Genomic DNA, 15,617 nt, shown 5'->3' with positions numbered 1-15,617 from the left:
GGGCAGGAGGAAGAGAAAGGATGTTCAGCTCCCCCAAAACGGAGGAGCTGAAGCGCCAGCGGGGATTAATGCTTAACGCTGTCGATAAAGGTTTTACGGGCGGTTTTCGAACCCAAACGCTCGGCTTCGTCCAGCAGTTTCAGTGCTTTATCGACATCACCGGCTTTCACCGCTTTCTTAATCGCATTGTTAAAGTAGGCTTCTGAATCAGACAGCATTGGCTCGGCCGGTTTGGCTGGTGCAGCAGGTTCGGTGCGAACCGGTGCTGGCGCAGCTTGCTGACCAACGATAATCGGCGTTGGAGCCGGAGCCGCAGAGCTGGTGCTGGTATTCACGTTATCGAGAATCTGACCAATCATGATGTTGCCCGACTTCTGCTCGGCGCGAACTTTAATACTCAGCGTGCCGGTTGGCGTGTGGCGAGCAATCGGGTCTGGAATATCCGGGATGGCGTTACCCACGCCAGCGGCATAGGCCTTGGCCGGGTTGGTCATCTGGGTAGTGGTCGCCAGGTCCTGCTTGGTGGTGTAAACCAACAGGTAAATCTGTTTCTGACCCAGCGCTGGCGTCAGTTTCAAAGTGCCTTCCAGACGATCGCTAGAGACAATGCCCGGTTTTTCATACGGGAAGTAGCTCGACGGATAATAGGCCGCCGGGCGCATTTGTTCGTCCAGCACTAAGACGTTCGGCACATATACCGTTTTACCGGTCGCGATGCTGGTGACGGTAATTTCCAGAGATCCACGGTCAGCTGGAACAGCAAATGCCCCTACCGCGCCCTGAATATTACCCTGATTGATTTGTGCGCCAGAGGCCGACAGCGTCACATCCTGCGTCACCGGAGGAACCAGTGGCGTCCACGACAATTTCTGTAAGGTCTGAGCGGAGATCACCGGCGCAACCGCTGTGTCAGTTTGCGCAGCATAAACACCTGCGGGGGTCATCGCCAACAGGCTCAATGACAGACACAGTGACAGCAGATTCTTTTTCATCGTTATTTCCTTTTGAATCACCATGAAGGCTGGCGAAAGGATCGCCAGCCAGCACATCTTGGTCTTTTATCTTTTTGAGCCAATGTAGGCACACAACCTTCTAAATCATTCGTGTTGTGGCAAGGCGGCAACCAAGCTCATCCCCAGGAGCGTAGACAACTACGTGACTGGGGTGAGCGCCGGAAGCCAACGCGGCCACAGCGCGAAGGATGACGAAGGTTTTACCACCAGATTTCCATTTGAGCCCCGAAGGTAACCTCACTGTCCTTACCACGACTGAAAGTATTGGTGCTGGTGTCGCTCATGGCCAGACCGTTGTTCAGACCGCGGTCGGTGTCGTAGCCCCATTTTTCGTTCCAGTCGGCGTAGGTGGCGAAGAGACGAATTGCCGGACGTGACCAGATACTGTCGCCAGCCTGCCATTGTTGCGCCAGGGTGACTTTGTATTGGCCGTTGTTCTGGCTGGTGCGTTGGGATTTGACGTTGTCGTAGCCCACTTCCAGCAAGGTACTCATGATTGGCGTCCATTTATACATCGGGCGCACACCCACGGTGTACCAGGTTGTACCGTTATTGTTATCGCGATCAACATCTTGGTACATCGCGACATACATCAGACCCCAAGTATCGTTGAAGTCGATGGCACCGTGGTCGAGCACGCGCCACATGTTGCCGTTGTTGTTTACGCTGCCGCCGCTGGAGTGGCCGCTTGCCCCGTTAGTGCCCGGATCGGTCATGGAGTCGGTGGCGTATTGCAGGACGAATTTGTTGTAGCCGTTGTAGATGCTCTGCGTGTGTTCAGCAGTCAGCATTACGCCGTCTTTCGTGGCGTCGTCAGCCAGAGAGAAACCGTCACGCGGGTTAGCACGGCCGTAGTCAACACCCAGCTCTAACACGCCGCCTGGGTTAGTGTTCAGGCCCGCTACGCGCACGTCGAACACGTCGTTAGAGGTTGGAACTTCGTTGCGCTGGTCAGCGATGTAGCCGTAAGAACCGCCGCTTTCGGTGTTACGGGTGGCTGCCAGAGACAACTTACCAAAGCCCAAGTCGATGTCTTCGATACCTGCACCAGGACCAGAGATATCCCAGTAGTAGAAGTCAATCATGTGCACGTCATGACGTTGGTAGAAACGCTTACCGGCCCAGATAGTTGAACCCGGCAGCCAGTCAATCAGATTTTTACCCAGCACGTTAGCTTCACGCACGGCAGGGCTGGTCGATTCGGAGTCATTTCTCTGGTCTACGGCGTAACCGATGTTGCTGTTGAAGTAGAAGCTCTTATCCCCTTCCTTCCACACTTCCTGTCCAAGACGTAACTCGGCATAGGTTTCACATTCGTTACCCAGACGATATTTGCTGTCAGCACCGGTCGCTTTAAAACATTGCTGCTCGCCGCCGCTGCCAGTCCAGCCAATGCCCGAACGCGCATAACCAGTGAAGTCAACTGCCATCGCTTGTGTAGAAAAAATACCCGCCGCGACTGCCAGCGGCAGAGAGTATTTACGCAAAGTCATCATCATTGTTCTCCTGTAGGGGGATCGCGTGCTTTAAACGCCGGGCTCTGGGTGTAGCCGTCGGCACGCAGTCCCGTCCTCGCGGAACAAGTGACAGCGATGAGGCGGCAAGCCTATTGCGAATGTTGCACCTTCTTCTACCAACACCACGTCGTTCTGGCGGTACACCAGGTTTTGACGGATAGCCGGGATCTGGATGTGAATCTGGGTTTCGTTGCCGAGCTGCTCGACCACCTGCACCACGCCGGACAGCGTCACTTCTGCAATATCGCTCGGTAAGAGGTGTTCAGGACGGATACCCAGAGACAGATTGCTACCGACCGTGACCTCTTTGCCCTCGACCGGCAGCCATACGCGCTGGCGGTCTGGCAGTTCAATCTGCACACGTTCGGCTTCAACACCGGTGACTTTCACCGGCAGAAAATTCATTTTTGGCGAGCCAATAAACCCGGCCACAAAGCGATTGGCCGGGTAATGGTAAAGGGCCAGAGGCTTGCCGATTTGCGCCACGCGACCGGCGTCGAGCACCACGATTTTGTCGGCCAATGTCATGGCTTCGACCTGATCGTGGGTGACGTAAATCATGGTGCGTTTCAAACGCTTATGCAGACGGGAGATCTCAATACGCATCTGGACGCGCAGCGCGGCATCGAGGTTCGACAGCGGCTCGTCGAGCAGGAAAACCGTCGGTTCCGCCACCAGCGTGCGGCCAATGGCGACGCGTTGACGCTGGCCGCCGGAGAGCGCCTTCGGGCGGCGATCCAGCAGGTGAGCCAGTTGCAGTACTTCTGAAACCTGATTCACGCGCTGGGTAATTTCGGCTTTTTTGGTGCCCGCCAGCTTCAGGCCGAAGGACATGTTTTCGGCCACGGAGAGGTGCGGGTAGAGCGCGTAGGACTGAAACACCATGCCGATGCCACGCTCGGCGGGCGGCACGTCATTCATGCGTTTCTCGCCAATCAGCAAGTCGCCGGAGGTAATGTCTTCCAGGCCCGCAATCATGCGTAACAGCGTGGATTTGCCACAGCCAGACGGTCCGACAAAAACCACGAACTCACCTTCGGCAATCTCAATATTCACGTCTTTTGAGATGACCGTGTCGCCAAAGGCTTTGTAGAGGTTACGAAGTGATACGCCCGCCATAGCCGACTCCTGAACAGACTTGCTGGAGTCTCCTGCTCACCGCGCGGTCAATCATTTATTTGCCGCGTAAGCAAGGAAACTGAATGTCAGGCAGAGTGCGGGAACGATACCTTTTCGTAATCATCCGTAACAAAGATTTTAGTGGGGGAGGAGGAAGGAGGATGAGGCTATTGCGCAAACGGCTGAAAGTTCACACTAAAGATCAAATTCGTGATCTTGATGGCAAATTGCCACCCATAATTTTGAGTTATACCCCACAGAATGCGCGGCAGTGTTAAGTGGATCACACAACCAGAGAGGGGGGCGTAGAGAGGGGGATGATGAAGCTATGTTGAGTTATCGCCGACACTGGTCCGGCAAGCTTATCTGGCTACCTCAAACCGACTTTTACGACATTAACGTCACCTTCAGACGGAATAAAAATCGCCTCTCTACGCTCGTTAAAGGATTAGATGATGAATAAGACAGTCACACGAACTCTCGCAGTATCTGCCCTGGCAACGCTTTTCATGTCGTCCTCCGCGTTTGCCAAAATCGAAGAAGGCAAGTTGGTCATCTGGATTAATGGAGACAAGGGCTACAACGGCCTGGCCGAAGTGGGTAAGAAGTTTGAGAAGGACACCGGCATCAAAGTGCTGGTTGAACACCCAGACAAACTGGAAGAGAAGTATCCGCAGGTGGCTGCCACTGGCGACGGCCCGGACATTATCTTCTGGGCCCATGACCGATTTGGCGGCTACGCCCAGTCCGGCTTGCTGGCGGAAATCAGCCCGGATCAGGCGTTCAAAGATAAACTCTTCCCGTTTACCTGGGACGCGGTGACCTTCAACGGCAAGCTGATCGGCTACCCGGTTTCAGTGGAAGCGCTGTCGCTTATTTACAATAAAGACATCATCAAGCAGGCGCCGAAGACTTGGGAAGAGATCCCCGCGCTGGACAAAGAGCTGCGCGCCAAAGGCAAAAGCGCCATCATGTGGAACCTGCAAGAACCCTACTTCACATGGCCAATTATCGCCGCCGACGGCGGTTACGCGTACAAATACGAAAACGGCAAATACAACATCAAAGACACCGGCGTGAATAACGCGGGTTCGCAGGCTGGCCTGCAATTCATCATCGACATGGTGAAGAACAAAAATATTAATGCCGACACTGACTACTCCATCGCCGAAGCCGCGTTTAACAAGGGCAAGACCGCGATGACCATTGATGGCCCTTGGGCATGGTCAAACATCGATAAAAGCAAAATCAACTACGGCGTGACGCTGCTGCCAACCTTCCACGGCAAACCGTCGAAGCCGTTCGTCGGGGTATTAACCGCGGGTATTAACGCCGCCAGTCCGAATAAAGAGCTGGCCAAAGAGTTTCTGGAAAACTACCTGCTGACCGATGACGGCTTGGCGGCAGTGAATAAAGACAAGCCGCTGGGCGCCGTCGCGCTGAAGTCCTATCAGGAAAAACTGGAGCAAGATCCGCGCATTGCCGCCACCATGGCGAACTCGAAAACCGGCGAAATCATGCCGAATATCCCGCAGATGAGTAACTTCTGGTATGCCGAACGCAGCGCGATCATCAATGCTATCAATGGTCGTCAAACCGTCGAGCAGGCGCTGAAAGAAGCTGAAACCCGCGTCACCAAGTAATCTGACGCCTGAGCTAAAGTGAGTCGTAACCCGCCGGGGTGAAGCTTCGCCCCGGCGTAACAAGGGATGTGCTATGCAAGAAAGCGGAATGTCAGCCAGAAAAAAAGGGCGCATCGGCAGTGGCGTGAAATGGCTGGTGGTCAGTCTGCTCGCCTTGTTTACCGGCTACCTGATTGTCCTGATGTACGCGCAGGGCGAGATGCTGTTTGCCATGCTAACGCTGCTGCTTTCTAGCGTCGGCTTATATATTTATGCTAACCGCCGCGCCTACTCGTGGCGCTATATTTATCCCGGCCTCGCCGGTATGTCGCTGTTCGTGCTGTTCCCGCTGGTTTGTACCATTTTCATCGCCTTCACCAACTACAGCAGCACCAACCAACTGACCTTTGAACGGGCGCAGTCGGTATTAATGGACCGACAGTTTCAGGCTGATAAAGCCTACCCGTTCGTCTTATTCCCCGCCGACGCCGACCAGTGGCGCTTGGCCCTGACCTCGCCAGACAGTGGCGAAATATTAGTGTCCGTCCCCTTTGCTTTTAATCCGGCGACGCCGCAAACCTTAACGCTCTCTCCGCAGGCCATGCCCGAGGGGGAAAAAGCCGGGCTGCGCGTCGTCACCCAAAACCGTCAGGCGCTGGGGCAATTGACTGCCAAGCTGCCGAGTGGCGAAAGCCTGAAAATGAGCTCGCTGCGCCAGTTTTCCGGCAGCCAGCCGCTGTACCAGCGCGCCGAAGATGGCAAACAGCTGACCAATGTGCAGAGCGGCGTGGTGTATCGCCCGAATATGCAAACTGGCTTCTATCAGGCGGTGAATGCCCAAGGCGAGTGGCAGGCGGAGAAGCTCAGTCCCGGCTTTACGGTGAATATCGGCTGGGCCAACTTCCTGCGCGTACTGCACGACGACGGCATCCAGAAGCCGTTCCTGTCTATCTTTGTCTGGACCATTATCTTCTCGCTGCTGACGGTGATTTTCACCACCGCCGTGGGCATGGTGCTGGCCTGCGTGGTGCAGTGGGAGGAGCTGAAAGGCAAGGCCATTTATCGGCTGCTGTTTATTCTGCCGTATGCCGTGCCAGCTTTTATTTCCATCTTGATTTTCAAAGGGTTGTTTAATCAAAGCTTCGGGGAAATCAACCTGATGCTCAGCAGCCTGTTTGGCATCAAGCCAGCGTGGTTTAGTGACCCGCTGACCGCCAAGACGATGATTATTATCGTCAATACGTGGCTGGGTTATCCCTACATTATGATTTTGTGCATGGGGCTGCTGAAGGCCATTCCTGATGACCTGTATGAAGCCTCGGCGATGGACGGCGCGACGCCGATGCAGAACTTCTTCCGTATCACTTTCCCGTTGCTTATTAAGCCGCTGGCACCGCTGATGCTGGCGAGCTTTGCCTTTAACTTTAACAACTTCGTGCTGATCCAGCTGTTGACCAACGGCGGCCCGAACATGATTGGCACCACGACCCCGGCCGGGCATACCGACCTGCTGGTCAGTTACACCTATCGCATCGCCTTTGAGGGCGGCGGAGGCCAAGATTTCGGGCTGGCGGCGGCGATTGCCACACTGATTTTCCTGTTGGTGGGTGCGCTGGCGTTGATCAACCTGAAAGCTTCCCGCATGAAATTCGACTAGTCGACAAGGAGAGAGACAAATGCCCATGGTTAAACCTAAGTCGCAAAAACTCCGGCTGCTGGTCACTCACGTGTTGCTGCTGTGCTTTGTGGCGCTGATCTTGTTCCCGCTGCTGATGGTATTTGCGATTTCGCTACGGCCCGGCAACTTCGCCACCGGCAGCATCATTCCTGAGCAAATATCCTGGGATCACTGGAAGCTGGCGCTGGGTATGGCGGTAACCAACAGCGACGGCAGCGTCACGCCGCCGCCCTTCCCGGTGATGCTGTGGTTGTGGAACTCCATCAAGATTGCGGTGATCACCGCGATTGGTATTGTGGCGCTCTCCACCACCTGCGCCTATGCCTTCGCGCGCATGCGCTTTCGCGGTAAAAGCACGCTGCTGAAAGGCATGCTGATTTTCCAAATGTTCCCGGCGGTGCTCTCTCTGGTGGCGCTCTACGCCCTGTTCGACCGCCTCGGCCAGTATGTGCCTTTCCTCGGGTTGAACACCCACGGCGGGGTGATTTTCGCCTATATGGGCGGCATCGCGCTGCACGTCTGGACCATTAAGGGCTACTTCGAAACCATTGATAATTCACTGGAAGAAGCCGCCTCGCTCGACGGCGCGACGCCGTGGCAGGCCTTCCGGCTGGTGCTGTTGCCGCTGTCGGTGCCGATTCTGGCGGTGGTGTTTATTCTGTCGTTTATTGCCGCGATCACCGAAGTGCCGGTGGCGTCTCTGCTGCTGCGCGACGTCAATAGCTACACGCTGGCGGTCGGCATGCAGCAATATCTCAACCCGCAAAACTACCTGTGGGGCGACTTTGCCGCGGCGGCAATTCTGTCTGCGATACCTATCACGGCGGTGTTCCTGATTGCACAACGCTGGCTGGTGGGAGGATTAACGGCGGGCGGGGTGAAGGGCTAGTTTACTGCAATGCGCTTGGTGTTATTTGGCTGTATTTCTCAACAACCTCTGTGTCTGAACTATTGGCGACTTGCGAAAGTCGCCTTTTTTCATCTGGTTTAGAAGCCGTTACGCGAAGTAGAACCACGCGGTTTCAATCAGGCCATTTTCAATTTCAAACACCGCGACGCTTTCGATGGGCTGCTCATTAATGCCGTGAATGCGTTCGTGGTCAAACACCTTATTGCCCAGCACCGAACGGGATATTAATTCAGCCCGCAGCTTCGGGTTATTAAAGCGGTGATTAGCATAAAACTCACGTAACTGCTGCTTGCCGACGGTCGAAGGCTCGGTGGCAGGCATACGGAACCCTTTGAAAGTTTCACTGAAACAGGCGACGAACTTTTCTAAGTCGTGCTCGTTATAGGCATAAAACTGCTGTTCAACAGGCAATAAAGGTGAAGACATACTAACTCCGATATTGAATAAAAATTCTTATTATTTGAATGGAAATTCAATATCTATTGATGCAGTCAATATGTCAATCCCGAGGTTTTAAATCCCACAGGCCTCTGACCGTGCTCATCAAGCTGGCAGTGCCGCTGGCGACCGACAAGCCGCGAATACCTTCATCGCAGAAGTTGACCACGGTTTCCAGCCCGGCCTCTTGGCACAGCACCGCGCCTCCGGCGATATCCCACAGGGTGGTGCGGCGCTGCAGATGGCCGTCAATCACCCCTTTGGCGGCAAACACCATGCCCACGGTGGTGCAGCGATAACACTGTACAGACCAATCGGCGGCGCGCAGCCCTTGGTAGAAGCTGGCGGCGTCATCGAGGCGGTCGTCGGAACTGTCGCCGAGGGAGAGGATCTGCACGTCGCCAAAACGGTTGTCGCGGACAAAATACTCGCCGTTGAGGAAGATGCCTTTGCCGCTTTCCGCCGCAAACTGCTCATTAAGCACCGGCAGCGCCACCACGCCAATCACCGGCTTTCTGCCCTCCACCAGTCCCAGCGACACGCCCCACAGCGGCGAACCGCGCAGGAAGTTCGAGGTACCGTCGATAGGGTCAATGACCCAGCAGGCCGCGTCGGTCAGCGTGCCGCCAAGCTCTTCGCCAATAATGGCATCTTGCGGGAAATGCTCGGCCAGCTGCGCGCGGATAAATTGCTCCACGGCGACATCGGCCTGTGAGACAAAATCCTGCACTTTTTTGCTACTGACCTGAATCTCATCCCGGCGGTTGAAGTAGTTTAGCGCCAGCTCGGCGGCCTGCGCGGCAATCTGGCTGGCCTTGGCCAGACGTGGTGACATGTCTTGGTTAATCATCGTTGTCCCTGAATTTCATCCCGTTTTGCTTGAGCAAAAATAAAAATTGGCCACAGCATGCCCTCTGAGTGATGAACAAAATATGACAATCCGCCGTTAGAGCGTCAAACGATGGGTCACATTGGGGTCATCCGTCACCGGCACAAACCCCAAACTGCGGTAGAAGGCGTCGGCACTCTCCGGGGCATGGGTATTGAGCAGGTCGAAGTAGTCTGGCGCATCGGCCAGCAGGTGAGTCATCAGCAGCTGGCCGACGCCCTGCCGCCTTAGCTCGCGGGTCACAAACAGATGGCGCACCCGGCCAATGCGCGGCGAGTTGGCAAAGGGGTCGATATTGCGCCCGCAGATGCCCACCAGTTGGCGCTCATCGCTGCCCTGCTGCAATAAAAATGCCCCGTTGAGCATCTCCCCCTTTAGGGCAAAACGGTTGGCGCCAGAGCGCCAGTTGTCACGCAGGCGCACCAGCATGCGTTGCCCCTCGCGCTGACTTTCGGCGCAGAGAGCATCAAATCCTGACGTAGAAGGGTCAACCGCCGCAATGATTAACATAGGTTCTCCGATGAGTGTCGAAAGGCTTACCAATATAGCGCCTCTGGTCCTCTGCGCGTTGCTAGATTTTTTTGCTTTCCGTTGCTCTGCGTTTTCTGTTTCATCTCCCCACTTTTGGTCATATTTTGTTAAGCCGCCCCGTTATATAATCCATTTCACAACGAACCAGAGGATCATAACGTGCGCGCTTTCCGTTCAATTTTGCTGCTTGGCCTTGCGCTGAGCTTTGCTCCACTTTCATCATGGGCTTCCCGCCAGATTACCGACCAGTTAGGCCGTAAGGTGACGATTCCCGATAAAGTCGATCGCGTCGTCGTGTTGCAACACCAGACGCTCAACCTGCTGGCGCAGCTTGATGCCACGGACGACATCGTCGGCGTGCTCAATAACTGGAAAAAACAGCTGGGCGATGGCTATGAGCGTCTGGCCCCGTCTCTTGATAGCAAGGCGCAGGTCGGCGACCTGACCAGTGTGAATCTGGAAAGCCTGGTGGCGCTGCACCCGCAGGTGGTGTTCGTCACCAACTACGCGCCGCAGGAGATGATTGACCAGATTAGCCATACCGGCGTTGCGGTGGTGGCTATTTCCCTGCGCGAAGATGCCAAGGATCAGGCGGGAAAACTCAATCCGACCCTCGACAACGAGGATCAGGCTTACGACAACGGGCTTAAGCAAGGCATCCGACTGATTGGCGAGGTTGTGAACCGCCAAAAACAGGCCGCGGCATTGATCGACTATACTTTTTCTCAGCGTCAGATTGTTAGCCAGCGTTTGAAAGACATTCCTGCCGATCAGCGTATACGCACTTACATGGCCAATCCTGAATTAACCACCTACGGCTCGGGCAAATATACCGGGCTGATGATGGCCCATGCCGGTGCGATGAATGTCGCCGCCGCGACGGTGAAAGGCTTCAAGCAGGTGGCGCTGGAACAGGTGATCGCGTGGGATCCGCAGGTGATCTTCGTGCAAGATCGCTATCCGGAAGTGGTGGATCAAATTAATAACGATCCGAAATGGCAGGCCATCGACGCCGTGAAGAACCATCGCGTGTATTTGATGCCGGAGTACGCCAAAGCCTGGGGTTACCCGATGCCCGAAGCGCTGGCGATTGGCGAACTGTGGATGGCGAAAAAGCTTTATCCACAAAAGTTTACCGACATCAATATGCAGAAACAGGCAGATGACTATTATCAGCGTTTCTACCGTACGAGCTATGTCAGTCAAGCCGAGCAGAAAGGGAGCCAGCCTCGCCCCTGATGCCGTCACGGTGAGGCGATAAAATAATAAAGGAGAATAAGAGATGGCAAATTCAATCAACGTGTTGGCGGCGGGCAGTCTGCGTCTGGTGTGGGAGCAGCTGACGCAAGCCTTTACCGAAGCCACCGGCACGAAAGTAAAAACCGAATTTGGACCCGCCGGGCTATTGCGCCAGCGCATTGAGCAGGGGGAGAAAACCGATCTCTTCGCCTCCGCCAACACTGCTCATCCGCTGGCCATCCAGCAGCAGGGCCGCGCGCTGGAAGTGAATACCTTCTGCGGCAACAGCCTCTGTCTGGTGGCGCGTGATACGCCAGAGCTGGACGGCCTGAATTGGCTGACCGTGCTTCTCGACTCTCGTTTTCGCCTCGCCACCTCGACGCCGCAAAGCGACCCGTCGGGGGATTACACCTTGCAGATGTTCGAAGAGATTGAGCGCCGCCATCCGGGTTCTGGCGAGGGGTTGCGTAATAAAGCGCTAAGACTGGTTGGCGGCCCCAACAGTGCCGTGGTACCCAAAGGCAAATTGGCGTCAGAATGGCTGATTTGCAGCGGACAGACTGACCTGTTTATCGGCTACACCAGCTATGCCAGATTGCTGCGTGAAAACGATAAACTGCGGGTGTTTAACATTCCGGCGGATTACAACGTGCGGGCCAACTACGCGCTGGCGACCTGTACGGAGAAGGCCAAGCCGCTGGCGGAATTTATTCTGTCTGACCAAGGCCAGCACCTGATACAGAATGCCGGTTTTTGCGGGCGGGACTCGGTAATGCGGGAATAACCGGGGAACTGTTTTAAGCTTGGTCAAAGCGATGTCGTCGGGCGCGAAGTGGGTTCTCTGCTTGCGCCCTTCTTATTGCAATCTTGCTAGATCAATCGTTGAAATCACGTTCCTTCAGCGCACGCTGGCGATCATAATATTCATCTTCTGCGGCAATAATTTCATCCAGCAGCGAATCCACATCGGCTTTCGAAGTGTCTTCCACAAAGTGACCCGTCAGCACGCTTTCCGGCGTCAGTTTGCCGTCTTCATACAGCGCCCAAATCTCTTTGGCGAAGCGCGTCTCCAGCAGCTGCGGCGCAAACTGGCCGTAGTAGCTGCGCATGTTATTCACGTCGCGCTCGAACATAGATTCGGCGTGGTTGTTGGCCGAGGCGTCAACCGCCTGAGGTAAGTCGATAATTACCGGCCCGTTGGCGTCCATCAGCACGTTGAATTCTGACAAGTCACCGTGAACGATACCGGCACAGAGCATGCGCACGATATTGCGGATCATAGTGTCGTGGTCAGCCACCGCCTCTTCTGGCGTAAGCATCACGTCACTCAGGCGCGGCGCCACCAGCCCTTCGGCATCGGTGATCAGCTCCATCAGCAGCACGCCGTCGAGACAGATGTAAGGCTGTGGCACGCGCACCCCGGCGTTAGCGAGGCGGAAAAGCGCGTCGACTTCGGCGGTCTGCCAGGTTTCTTCCTGCTGCTTGCGACCGAACTTCGAGCCTTTTTGCATCGCACGCGCACTGCGGCTGTTGCGAACCTTACGCCCTTCCTGATACTGCACCGCCTGCTTAAAACTACGCTGGGTGGCTTCCTTGTAAACCTTGGCGCAACGGATCTCTTCACCGCAAAGTACAGTGTAAACGTCGGCTTCTTTGCCGCTTTTCAGTCGACGGACCACATCGTCTATCAGGCCGTCATCCACCAGAGGTTGGATTCTATTTGGGATTTTCATGCAGCCTTGTACCTTATTTACTCGCGCGAGGGAATCACCAGCGCAATATTCCCTTCGTGAACTTTGATGAGAGAGCGGCCTGCGGCTCACTTCCCCCATTTCGTAATGCATACTGTAACACTCCGCCGCAAACAACACCTGACTACGACGGGGGATTTCCGTCAGTTTATCTTAGTGATCACTTCCTGCACAAACTGATGCTTATGCCAGCTAAGGGCAGTGCGCTCATCAAAGAACCTGTCAGAAAAGATAAGCTGGAAGGGTTTGTTTATTTACCCCACCCTGCTATTTATTAAGCATTAATAAACATTCATTATTTCCATCTGTAAAAATGCGTGTAAATTAATATCAAGAATATATTAGTAATGATAAACCCCATTATTTACCCCCGCACTTCGTTTAACTATAGTTTATTTATCACCCGCGTTGGTATACATATCGTTTAGTATGAGAGTGGTACTGTGCCGGAACTTTCTCGTTATAGGTAACAGTCATGCCAAATATTTTAATTACCGGCGCATCAGGTTTCGTGGGTGGCGCAGTGGTTGAACATATTATTCGTCACGTCGCTATGGATAACCTTCAATTACTTTTATTAGTCAGGGCCGACGATAATCTGGCTGGCCGTAAACGTATTATTAGTAATCTGCAAAAATTCGATTTAACCGAACAACAGCTTTCCGTTATCACCGAAGACTCTATTTTGATTGGCGATCTCGGCGAACCTGAAGGTTTTATTAACGATCCGCGCCTTGATGACATTACTCACGTGATCAACTGCGCCGCTATCGCATCATTCGGTAATAACCCGGTGCTATGGAAAGTGAACGTTGATGGCTCACTGGCTTTTGCTAAACGTATGGCACAGGTAAAAAGCCTGCAACGCTTTGTCCACGTGGGCACCGCCATGGCCTCCATGCCAGATAAAGACAGTATCTTCTATGAAGATATGCCCGACAACGCCCATAACGAAGATCTGGTGCAGTACACGGCGTCCAAGCGTGCGATTGAAAATCTGATCCGCCAAGAGTGTCCTGATATGCCCTTCGTCGTGGCGCGCCCGTCAATTATCGTCGGCCACACTCAGTTTGGTTGTCGCCCATCCAGCAGTATTTTCTGGGTGTTCCTGATGGCGCTAAAACTGAAGAAATTCCCCTGTACGTTGGAAGATAGAATTGACGTTATTCCGGTGGATTATTGCGCCATGGTATTGGTCAATCTCTGCCTGAATAGCGATATTCAGCACGATTTCTATCATATTTCATCCGGCGATATGTCCACGCCTTTCCATGAAATAGATATTTGTGTCGCCAAAGCCAGCAATACGCCAGCGGCCGTTAATGAATATAAACAAACGACTTATCAAGACTTCATTGGTATTCGCAAGCAGTTCAAAGATATCCTTGGCCCGTGCAATGATAAGATTATTTTACGCGCCATTAAATTATACGGCAGCTTCGCGGAATTAAACGTCAAATTCGATAACCGTCGTGTAATGGACATGGGCCTGCCAAAACCTATGCCATTTAAAAACTATATCGATAAGTGCGTTAGCTCCACGCACGGTCAAACCATCTCCGAACTGATGATGGTTGATTTTAAATAAGCGTTCAGAGAAACCGCTGAAAATAAAAATCCCGCGTTATATTTTTGCGCGGGATTTTTTATTGCGGGCTTTTAGCGACAAATTTTTCGCTTACGGCATTCCGTTGCGACCAAACAGCCGGAAACCTTCGCGCTGGTTCAATCTTTCGTAGTAAGCCTCCACCGCAGGCAGCGCCGGGCGAGCCATCGGGGTCATCGCCCAGCGGTTTACCGACAGGCCCAGCGGGATATCCGCCAGCGTGAAGCTGTCTCCCAGCACGTAGTCACCGCTTTTTTGTAGCTGCGCTTCCAAAATCTGCATATGCCGATTCCAGTTACTCACTCCGGCTTCAATTAACGCCGGGTCCTGATGCTGCGCGCTATTACGCACCAGCGCCGGGAAGGCGTAGCGCCAAGAGTTATTCAACTCGCCCGCCTGCCAGTCCATCCACTGCTCGGCCAGGGCGCGGGTTTTTATATCTGCCGAAAGCAGATCCTCACGCCCTTCGCGCGCCACCAGATAGCGGCAAATCACGTTGGATTCCCACAGCACAAAATCGCCGTCGATCAGCACCGGCACCATGGCATTGGGATTTAATGCTTTGAACTCAGGGGTTTCGGTGGACTGAAATCCGCTGCCGTAGTCCTCGCGTAAATAATCCAGCCCTAGCTCATGACAGGTCCACAGCACTTTGCGGACATTGATAGATGACGCCTTACCCAATAATTTCAACATGATACCTCCTGATAGACAGCAGACAATGTGAACATCAATGTGGATCTGGTGACCCATAAAAAGAGTTAAAAACGCGGCCCCGCACGTTTAAAAATGCGGGTCGGGCTGCCGTAATATTCGGTGTCGGTTTCCGCCACAAAGCCACACTTCTCGGCGAGGCGAATCGAAGCCACATGCTCTGGCGCAATGATGCAGCAGAGCTGGCGGTCGAGGTGGGTGTCGGCCCACTCCAGCACTTTCTGCGCGGCTTCCAGCGCATAGCCTTTGCCGTGGAAAGCCGGGGAGATCACCCAGCCCATCTCGGCCAAACCTTCCAGCGAGGGGGTGATATCGCGCTGATAATCCGCAATACCGACTTCACCAACAAAGGTGCCGTCACGCAGACAAACGGCCCAATAGCCAAAGCCCAGCATCTGCCAGTGACCCGGATAACGCAATAAGCGGCTCCAACTGGCCTCGCGGCTGGACGGCGTGCCGCCGATATATTTCACCACGTCGGGGTTGGCCCACTGTTCGGCAATGGCGTCAAAATCTTCCACGCGGTGGCCGCGCAGGATAAGGCGTTCAGTTTCTAAAACGGGGGCAGAAGTCAGCATGGGGTTGGCTCA

The 15,617-nt window shown here is 54.2% G+C and carries 15 protein-coding genes; 6 read left to right on the top strand and 9 right to left on the bottom strand.

The genetic code is table 11. The annotated features are described in order from the left end of the window. Nucleotides 1–65 precede the first annotated feature (65 nt). The 3 genes from malM to malK all read right to left on the bottom strand — a co-directional run bounded on the left by malM (nucleotide 66) and on the right by malK (nucleotide 3,649). Nucleotides 66–992, bottom strand: coding sequence for a maltose operon protein MalM (gene malM / locus SBO83_RS09165; RefSeq protein ID WP_396131288.1), 927 nt, complete (start codon nucleotides 990–992; stop codon nucleotides 66–68). Between the two features lie 221 nt (nucleotides 993–1,213). Continuing rightward, entirely contained in the window at nucleotides 1,214–2,509 is a 1,296-nt protein-coding gene (locus SBO83_RS09160; protein ID WP_272901264.1) for a maltoporin, read from the bottom strand. A 30-nt stretch (nucleotides 2,510–2,539) separates the two neighbouring features. Beyond that, nucleotides 2,540–3,649 (bottom strand): maltose/maltodextrin ABC transporter ATP-binding protein MalK, encoded by a 1,110-nt coding sequence (malK, locus tag SBO83_RS09155; protein ID WP_034793386.1) that lies wholly within the window; start codon nucleotides 3,647–3,649, stop codon nucleotides 2,540–2,542. 452 nt (nucleotides 3,650–4,101) lie between these two features. Between malK and malE the strand changes: the two genes are divergently transcribed. The 3 genes from malE (at nucleotide 4,102) to malG (ending at nucleotide 7,838) form a co-directional block, all read left to right on the top strand. Next, complete coding sequence (gene malE, locus SBO83_RS09150) at nucleotides 4,102–5,292, top strand: maltose/maltodextrin ABC transporter substrate-binding protein MalE (RefSeq protein ID WP_396131287.1); 1,191 nt, start codon at nucleotides 4,102–4,104, stop codon at nucleotides 5,290–5,292. An 88-nt stretch (nucleotides 5,293–5,380) separates the two neighbouring features. Then, entirely contained in the window at nucleotides 5,381–6,928 is a 1,548-nt protein-coding gene (gene malF / locus SBO83_RS09145) for a maltose ABC transporter permease MalF (RefSeq protein ID WP_396131286.1), read from the top strand. A gap of 19 nt (nucleotides 6,929–6,947) precedes the next feature. Further along, nucleotides 6,948–7,838 carry a maltose ABC transporter permease MalG gene (malG, locus tag SBO83_RS09140; RefSeq protein WP_034793391.1) on the top strand — a complete coding sequence of 297 codons (891 nt, stop codon included), beginning with the start codon at nucleotides 6,948–6,950 and terminating at the stop codon, nucleotides 7,836–7,838. A gap of 108 nt (nucleotides 7,839–7,946) precedes the next feature. Here malG and SBO83_RS09135 read toward each other — a convergent pair whose 3' ends face one another. The 3 genes from SBO83_RS09135 to SBO83_RS09125 all read right to left on the bottom strand — a co-directional run bounded on the left by SBO83_RS09135 (nucleotide 7,947) and on the right by SBO83_RS09125 (nucleotide 9,696). After that, complete coding sequence (locus SBO83_RS09135; protein ID WP_185689159.1) at nucleotides 7,947–8,285, bottom strand: nuclear transport factor 2 family protein; 339 nt, start codon at nucleotides 8,283–8,285, stop codon at nucleotides 7,947–7,949. Nucleotides 8,286–8,358: 73 nt separating this feature from the next. Next, nucleotides 8,359–9,147 (bottom strand): inositol monophosphatase family protein, encoded by a 789-nt coding sequence (locus tag SBO83_RS09130; RefSeq protein WP_396131285.1) that lies wholly within the window; start codon nucleotides 9,145–9,147, stop codon nucleotides 8,359–8,361. A 96-nt stretch (nucleotides 9,148–9,243) separates the two neighbouring features. After that, complete coding sequence (locus SBO83_RS09125) at nucleotides 9,244–9,696, bottom strand: GNAT family N-acetyltransferase (protein WP_396131284.1); 453 nt, start codon at nucleotides 9,694–9,696, stop codon at nucleotides 9,244–9,246. A 180-nt stretch (nucleotides 9,697–9,876) separates the two neighbouring features. On the opposite strand from SBO83_RS09125, the gene SBO83_RS09120 reads away from it, so the two are divergent. Together SBO83_RS09120 and SBO83_RS09115 are read left to right on the top strand one after the other, a co-directional pair. Beyond that, complete coding sequence (locus SBO83_RS09120) at nucleotides 9,877–10,956, top strand: ABC transporter substrate-binding protein (protein ID WP_396131282.1); 1,080 nt, start codon at nucleotides 9,877–9,879, stop codon at nucleotides 10,954–10,956. A 43-nt stretch (nucleotides 10,957–10,999) separates the two neighbouring features. After that, nucleotides 11,000–11,740 carry a molybdate ABC transporter substrate-binding protein gene (locus tag SBO83_RS09115; RefSeq protein WP_396131280.1) on the top strand — a complete coding sequence of 247 codons (741 nt, stop codon included), beginning with the start codon at nucleotides 11,000–11,002 and terminating at the stop codon, nucleotides 11,738–11,740. Between the two features lie 91 nt (nucleotides 11,741–11,831). Here SBO83_RS09115 and SBO83_RS09110 read toward each other — a convergent pair whose 3' ends face one another. After that, nucleotides 11,832–12,689, bottom strand: a complete 858-nt coding sequence (locus SBO83_RS09110) for a PA4780 family RIO1-like protein kinase (RefSeq protein WP_353503484.1) — start codon at nucleotides 12,687–12,689, stop codon at nucleotides 11,832–11,834. 493 nt (nucleotides 12,690–13,182) lie between these two features. On the opposite strand from SBO83_RS09110, the gene SBO83_RS09105 reads away from it, so the two are divergent. Beyond that, on the top strand, nucleotides 13,183–14,295 hold the full coding sequence (locus SBO83_RS09105) for an SDR family oxidoreductase (protein ID WP_396131279.1): 1,113 nt from the start codon (nucleotides 13,183–13,185) through the stop codon (nucleotides 14,293–14,295). Between the two features lie 90 nt (nucleotides 14,296–14,385). On the opposite strand, the gene SBO83_RS09100 is transcribed toward SBO83_RS09105, so the two are convergent. Next, the gene (locus SBO83_RS09100) at nucleotides 14,386–15,009 is read right to left on the bottom strand and encodes a glutathione S-transferase N-terminal domain-containing protein (protein WP_396131277.1); all 624 of its coding nucleotides are present in this window, start codon (nucleotides 15,007–15,009) and stop codon (nucleotides 14,386–14,388) included. A 65-nt stretch (nucleotides 15,010–15,074) separates the two neighbouring features. Beyond that, the gene (locus tag SBO83_RS09095; protein WP_396131276.1) at nucleotides 15,075–15,605 is read right to left on the bottom strand and encodes a GNAT family N-acetyltransferase; all 531 of its coding nucleotides are present in this window, start codon (nucleotides 15,603–15,605) and stop codon (nucleotides 15,075–15,077) included. Between the last annotated feature and the right edge of the window lie 12 nt (nucleotides 15,606–15,617).

The organism is Ewingella allii, assembly GCF_044430645.1.
Taxonomy (GTDB): Bacteria; Pseudomonadota; Gammaproteobacteria; order Enterobacterales; family Enterobacteriaceae; genus Ewingella; species Ewingella allii.
The sequence above is the reverse complement of the archived record's forward strand: the minus strand, read 5'-3'. Positions and strand labels throughout refer to the sequence as shown.

What these genes read in the sequence shown, in the direction of transcription:
- malM (WP_396131288.1), bottom strand. Translation starts at nt 992, where the DNA reads ATGAAAAAGAATCTGCTGTCACTGTGTCTGTCATTGAGCCTGTTGGCG.
- SBO83_RS09160 (WP_272901264.1), bottom strand. Translation starts at nt 2,509, where the DNA reads ATGATGACTTTGCGTAAATACTCTCTGCCGCTGGCAGTCGCGGCGGGT.
- malK (WP_034793386.1), bottom strand. Translation starts at nt 3,649, where the DNA reads ATGGCGGGCGTATCACTTCGTAACCTCTACAAAGCCTTTGGCGACACG.
- malE (WP_396131287.1), top strand. Translation starts at nt 4,102, where the DNA reads ATGATGAATAAGACAGTCACACGAACTCTCGCAGTATCTGCCCTGGCA.
- malF (WP_396131286.1), top strand. Translation starts at nt 5,381, where the DNA reads ATGTCAGCCAGAAAAAAAGGGCGCATCGGCAGTGGCGTGAAATGGCTG.
- malG (WP_034793391.1), top strand. Translation starts at nt 6,948, where the DNA reads ATGCCCATGGTTAAACCTAAGTCGCAAAAACTCCGGCTGCTGGTCACT.
- SBO83_RS09135 (WP_185689159.1), bottom strand. Translation starts at nt 8,285, where the DNA reads ATGTCTTCACCTTTATTGCCTGTTGAACAGCAGTTTTATGCCTATAAC.
- SBO83_RS09130 (WP_396131285.1), bottom strand. Translation starts at nt 9,147, where the DNA reads ATGATTAACCAAGACATGTCACCACGTCTGGCCAAGGCCAGCCAGATT.
- SBO83_RS09125 (WP_396131284.1), bottom strand. Translation starts at nt 9,696, where the DNA reads ATGTTAATCATTGCGGCGGTTGACCCTTCTACGTCAGGATTTGATGCT.
- SBO83_RS09115 (WP_396131280.1), top strand. Translation starts at nt 11,000, where the DNA reads ATGGCAAATTCAATCAACGTGTTGGCGGCGGGCAGTCTGCGTCTGGTG.
- SBO83_RS09110 (WP_353503484.1), bottom strand. Translation starts at nt 12,689, where the DNA reads ATGAAAATCCCAAATAGAATCCAACCTCTGGTGGATGACGGCCTGATA.
- SBO83_RS09105 (WP_396131279.1), top strand. Translation starts at nt 13,183, where the DNA reads ATGCCAAATATTTTAATTACCGGCGCATCAGGTTTCGTGGGTGGCGCA.
- SBO83_RS09100 (WP_396131277.1), bottom strand. Translation starts at nt 15,009, where the DNA reads ATGTTGAAATTATTGGGTAAGGCGTCATCTATCAATGTCCGCAAAGTG.
- SBO83_RS09095 (WP_396131276.1), bottom strand. Translation starts at nt 15,605, where the DNA reads ATGCTGACTTCTGCCCCCGTTTTAGAAACTGAACGCCTTATCCTGCGC.